This is a genomic window from Parafrankia discariae, from assembly GCF_000373365.1.
Taxonomy (GTDB): domain Bacteria; phylum Actinomycetota; class Actinomycetes; order Frankiales; family Frankiaceae; genus Parafrankia; species Parafrankia discariae.
In genome coordinates this window covers 1-5,658 of record NZ_KB891128.1, presented here as the reverse complement: position 1 = coordinate 5,658, position 5,658 = coordinate 1, and the positions used below count along the sequence as shown (strand labels likewise).

General features: G+C 75.3%; 2 protein-coding genes. Both read left to right on the top strand.

All coding sequences use genetic code 11. From position 1 onward, the window contains the following. Positions 1-5,056, top strand: a 5,056-nt coding sequence (locus B056_RS0106685) for a type I polyketide synthase (protein WP_154676883.1), incomplete at its 5' end; no start/stop codon positions are given. Then, a partial coding sequence (locus tag B056_RS35450) for a beta-ketoacyl synthase N-terminal-like domain-containing protein (protein ID WP_456095362.1) occupies positions 5,053-5,658 on the top strand: 606 nt, incomplete at its 3' end. The genes B056_RS0106685 and B056_RS35450, both read left to right, overlap by 4 nt.

Sequence of the window (5,658 nt, the reverse complement as noted above, 5' to 3'; positions counted from 1 at the left end):
CGGGATGCTGCTCGTCGAGCGGCTCTCCGACGCCCGCCGTAACGGCCACCCGATTCTCGCGGTGGTGCGGGGCAGTGCGGTGAACCAGGACGGGGCGTCGAACGGTCTGACGGCGCCGAACGGCCCGTCGCAGCAGCGGGCGATCCGCCAGGCGCTGGCCAGTGCCCGCCTCGGTACCGGCGATGTGGATGTTGTCGAAGCGCATGGGACCGGTACCACTCTCGGTGATCCGATCGAGGCGCAGGCGCTGATCGCGACCTACGGCCAGGGCCGGCCGGAGGGTCGGCCCCTGTGGTTGGGGTCGGTCAAGTCGAACATCGGTCACACGCAGGCCGCTGCCGGTGTGGCGGGTGTGATCAAGATGGTGGAGGCGATGCGGCACGGGGTGCTGCCCCCGACGTTGCACGTGGATGAGCCGTCGTCGCGGGTGGACTGGGCTGCCGGTGCGGTGGAGCTGCTGACCGAGGCCCGGCCGTGGGTGGCGGGTGCGGATCGGCCGCGGCGGGCGGCGGTCTCCTCGTTCGGGATCAGCGGTACGAACGCCCACGTCATCCTCGAAGCGGCCCCCGTCGCCGACCCGGCCACGACGAACCCGGCACCGTACCCGGCTGGACGGGACACCGCCAGGCCGGACACCACCGGGCCGAATCAGGTCGGAGTTCCCGCGCGGCCGGGGCCGGCGGTTGATCTGCCGGTGGTTCCGCTGGCGCTGACCGCCCAGACCGACGCGGCACTGCGCGAGGTCGCGAGCCGCCTACGCGGACGGCTCGGCGACATCACGGAACTGGCGGCCGTCGGACGGTCACTGGCCACGCGCGAGGTTCTGCCGCACCGCGCTGTGCTCCTTCCGGCCGGCCCGGACGGCCTGTCGACGGCGCTGGCCGGGATGGCGGCCGACGCGGACGTGCCGGGCGTGCTGCGAGGTGTGGCGCGCGGCGGCCGGTTGGGTGTGGTGTTCACCGGTCAGGGTGCGCAGCGGTTGGGGATGGGCCGGGGGCTGGCCGCGCTGTTCCCGGTGTTCGCGGCCGCGTTCGGCGAGGTGTGCGAGCTGCTGGACAAGCATCTGGACCGGCCGTTGCGTTCCGTCATCGACGCCGAGCCCGAGCTGCTGGACCGGACGGGGTATGCGCAGCCGGCGTTGTTCGCGGTCGAGGTGGCGTTGCTGGCGCTGGTGCGGTCGTGGGGTGTGGACCCGGAGGTGGTGGCCGGTCATTCGATCGGGGAGGTCACCGCGGCGTATGCGGCGGGGGTTCTCGATCTCGCGGACGCTGCCGCGCTGGTGGCGGCGCGGGGTCGGTTGATGCAGGCGCTGCCCGCCGGGGGCGGGATGCTCGCGGTGGCCGCGGCGGAGGCCGACGTCCTCGCCGCTCTCGCGGCGGCGGAGCTGGCGCTGGACGTCGCCGCGGTGAACGGGCCGGCATCGGCCGTGCTCTCCGGCCCGATCGAGATGCTGGAGCGGGCCGTGGTGCTGGCCGGGGAGCGGGGTTGGCGCAGCAGCCGGCTGGCGGTCAGTCACGCGTTCCATTCGGTGTTGATGGAGCCGATGCTGGCCGAGTTCGGCGTCGTGTTGGACGGGCTGGTGCTGCGGGAGCCGGACCGGACGGTCGTGTCCACGGTCAGCGGCGCGCCGGTCGAGGCCGGCCAGTGGACGGACCCGGGCTACTGGGTCGAGCAGGTCCGCCGTCCGGTCAGGTTCGCTGCCGCCGTCGCCGCGATGGCCGGCCAGGGAGTGACCCGCATCCTCGAACTCGGCCCCGACGCGATCCTCACCGCCATGATCGAAAGCGTGGTGCACGGCCTGCCCGGCGCGGCCGAGCCGCTGGCCGTCCCCGCGCTGCGCCGGGACCGGGACGAGGCCGCCACCCTGCTCTCCGCCGTCGGCCGGCTGTTCGTCGACGGCGCCGACGTCGACTGGGCCGCCGTGCTCGCCGGCACCGGGACGGCTCGCGTGGAGCTGCCGACCTATCCCTTCCAGCACCGCAGGTTCTGGCCGCGGGCACGGGCGGCGCCTGCCGGGGACGCGGCCGGGCTCGGGCTGAACGCCACCGGGCATCCGGTGCTCGGTGCGGCGGTCGCACTGCCCGAATCATCGGCGGTCATGCTTACCGGCTGGCTGTCCACGGCGACGCACCCGTGGCTGGCCGACCATGTGGTGTTCGGCAGCGTGGTCGTGCCGGGCATGGCCGTGCTCGACCTGGTGCTGGCGGCCGGGGAACGGGCCGGCGTGCCCGAGGTCGCCGAACTGCTGCTGCGCGCGCCGTTGGTGCTGCCCGAGGGCGGCGGCGCGCAGATCCGGGTCACCGTCGGGGAGCCGGCGCAGGACACCGGGCTCGGGCACCGCCCGGTCAGCGTGCACGCGCGGGTCGCGGACGACGGCCCCTGGGCCACCCACGCCACCGGCCTGCTGACCGCGGCGACCGGAGCCGGCGAGGCCGGCGGGACCGGTGCGGCGGACCTGATCGTCTGGCCGCCGCGGGACGTCCAGGATGTCGACCTGGCCGAGGCGTACCGGGCGTCGGCCGCGTCCGGGCTGGAGTACGGACCGGCCTTCCAGGGACTGCGGCGGCTCTGGCGGCGCGGCGGCGAGGTCTTCGCCGAGCTGCGGATGGACGCTCCGGCCGACGGCGATCGGTACGGCCTGCACCCGGCGCTGCTCGACAGCGCCCTGCACGCCCTCGCGCCCAGCGGACTGCTCGCCGCACCGGCCGCCGGGGTCGACGGCGGTGCGGACCACGGGACGGGCGCCGCGCGGCTGCCGTTCGCGTTCACCGGGGTGCGGCTGCGGGCCACCGGCGAGGCGGCCCTGCGGGTCCGGCTGACGGCGGTCGGCGCCGACACGGTGCGCCTCGACCTCGCCGACGAGTCGGGGCTGCCCGTCGGACGCGTCGAGAGCCTGACCGTGCGCCCGGCGGACCCCGAACAGCTCTCGCTCCCCGGCGACGACCCGGCGGCGCTGTACGAGGTGGCCTGGCAGCCCGATCAGTCCGTCGTGCTGGCGGACGGGGACGAACCGGGCTGGTCCCAGCCGGGCTGGTCGCGAACTGTGCTCGGTGACCCGCTTCCCGGCGGTCCGACCGTGCCCTCGGTGGTGATCCTGGACTGCACGGCGGCCCTGCCGGTCGACGCCGCGTCCATCCGCGCCGCGACCGCCGCCGCGCTGGCGACGCTGCAGAGCTGGCTGACCGATCCCCGCTGGGATGACGCCCGGCTGGTGGTCCTCACCCGCGGGGCCGTCGCGACCGGCGACCACGCCGCTGAACCCGGCGTGCCCGACCTGGCCGCCGAACCCGGTGTGCCGGCCCTGCCCGGTCTGGCCGGCGCGGCGATCTGGGGTCTGGTCCGCACAGCCCAGGCGGAGAATCCGGACCGGATCCACCTGGTGGACGCCGACACCGACGCCGACATCGGCATCGACGCCGACGCCAGCACCAGCGAGGGCAAGGCGCTGCCGCTGGCCGCGATCGTCGCCGCCGGCCACTCGCAGTGCGCGGTCCGTGGCGCCGTCGTGCTGATCCCCAGGCTGGTCAAGGCCGCTCCGGCGCCGGTTCCCGCCGCTGAACCCGCTGCCGATCCCGGCACCGGTCCGATCCCGGACGGCCAGCCGTTCGGGGACGGCACCGTCGTGCTCACCGGTGCCACCGGCGCGCTGGGCACGCTGCTCGCCCGGCATCTCGTCGACCGGCACGGTGTGCGGGAGCTGCTGCTGCTCAGCCGGCGCGGCCGCACCGCCCCGGGCGGGCCCGAGCTCGTCGACGAGCTCACCGCGGCCGGGGCGCGGGTGCGGCTCGAGGCCTGCGACCTCGCCGACCCGGCGGCGGTCCGCGCGGTGCTGGCGGACCAGCCCGTCACCGCGATCGTGCACGCCGCGGGCAGCACCGACGACGCCGTGCTCACGTCGCTGACCGCCGCGCGGCTCGACGCCGTGCTGCGGGCCAAGGTCGACGCCGTCCTCAACCTGCACGAGGCGAGCGCCGGGAACGACCTGACGGCCTTCGTCCTGTTCTCCTCGATCGCCGGCCTGTTCGGCAACCCGGGCCAGGCCAGCTACGCCGCCGCCAACACCTTCCTGGACGCCTTCGCCGCCCACCGCCGCGCCGCCGGCCTCCCGGCGATCTCGCTGGCCTGGGGCCTGTGGGATGTCGACAGCGGCCTCGGCGAGGCGCTGAGCGCCGCGGACCGGACCAGGATGCGCCGCGGCGGTGTCGTGCCCCTGCCGGCCGGGCGGGCGCTGGACCTGTTCGACGCCGCCTGCGCCGCGGCCGGTGGCCCGGGCCGGGCCATGGCCGGTGGGCCGGCGCTGCTGGTGCCGGTCGGCCTCGACCTGCCCGCGCTGCGCCGGGCCGCCGCCGCCGGCCCGCTGCCGGCCATCCTCGCCGGGCTCGCCCCGCCCGCGGTGCGGTCGCCGCTCCCGGAGACGGTGCCAGGCGGCCCCGCGACCGGGCAGGGGGATCCGCGGGACCGCTCGCTGGCCCGGCAGCTGGCCACGCTCGCCCCGGCCGAGCAGACCCGGACCCTGGTGCTGCTCGTCCGCAACCAGACCGCCGCCGTGCTCGGCCACGCCGGCGCCGCCGAGGTGGCCGAGTCGCGGCGGTTCCAGGAGATGGGGCTCGACTCGCTGACCGCCGTCGAGCTGCGCAACCGGCTGACCGCGGCCACCGGTCTGCGCCTGCCGCCGACGCTCGTCTTCGACCACCCGACCCCGGCGGCCCTCGCCGAGCACCTGCGGTCCGCGCTCGCGCCGGACGCCGCCGCCGTCGACCGCGCGCTGCTGGACGACCTCGACCGGCTGGTGGAGAGCCTGGCCGGCCGGGACCTCGGTGCGGCCACCAGAACCCGGGTCGCGCTGCGGCTGTCCGCGCTGGCGGCCACCTGGACCAGCCACCCCGGCAACGGCCATGACGACGGGGCGGGCACCGGCGCTGGCACCGGCTCGAACGGCACCGCCGACGGCGCCGGCACGGACTCCCGGAACGGCACGACCGGGGACGACGACCTGACGGCCGCGAGCGACGAGGAGCTGTTCAACCTGCTCGACGACGAGCTGGACGCGACCTGAGGCGCCTGGGCTCCGCCCGTCCACCGACCACCCCCGCGACACCGTCGACCACCCCCGCACCACCGTTCGACGCCGAGGAGCAGGCGAACATGGATACCGAAGAGAAGCTGCGCGACTACCTCCGACGGGCCACCACCGATCTTCGGCAGGCCCGCCGCAGCCTCGTCGACATCCAGGAGAAGGCCCACGAGCCGATCGCGATCGTGGGGATGGCGTGCCGCTATCCGGGTGGGGTGGGTTCGCCCGAGGAGCTGTGGACGTTGGTCGCGTCGGGCCGGGACAGCATCGGTGGTTTCCCGGTGGATCGTGGGTGGGAGGTGTCGGGGGATTTCGCGCAGGCGGGTGGTTTTCTGTATGACGCGGCGGGTTTTGATGCGGGTTTNTTTGGGATTTCGCCGCGTGAGGCGTTGGCGATGGATCCGCAGCAGCGTTTGTTGTTGGAGGTGTGCTGGGAGGTTTTTGAGCGGGCGGGGTTGGATCCGTTGGGGTTGCGGGGGTCGCGGACGGGTGTGTTCGCGGGGTTGATGTATCACGATTANGGGTCGCGGTTGGTGGTGGTGCCGGAGGGTGTGGAGGGGTATTTGGCGACGGGTACGGCGGGG